1 protein-coding gene is annotated in these 276 nt (G+C 61.2%); it reads left to right on the plus strand.

Annotated features, from left to right (window positions below):
* Positions 1-276 (plus strand): hypothetical protein (locus tag R0J92_RS22830; protein ID WP_411053346.1); only part of this gene is annotated, 276 nt, incomplete at both ends.

The following is a 276-nucleotide window of genomic DNA, read 5'->3' on the forward strand; positions in this document are numbered from 1 at the left end:
GCCGACATCAAGCTGCAACCGATAGCCCAACCCGCATTTTCCGTCGGAATAGTGCCCGCTTCCTACACCTCCGACCAGTCAATTTCACTGGCGGGACCGTTCTTTGCGGTCGCCGCGATGCTTCTCGCGCTCGATACGCTTTTGATGCTGTGGCTGCGCGGTGCCTTCCGTCGCCGCATGAAAGTGCGCGCCAAGGCAGCAGGCATCGCCGTGCTGCTGGCTGGTTCGCTTGCCTTCAACCTTCTTCCGTCCGGAATGGGCGAAGCACAAGCCCAG

It is taken from the genome of Tritonibacter sp. SIMBA_163 (assembly GCF_046535935.1).
GTDB lineage: Bacteria > Pseudomonadota > Alphaproteobacteria > Rhodobacterales > Rhodobacteraceae > Epibacterium > Epibacterium scottomollicae.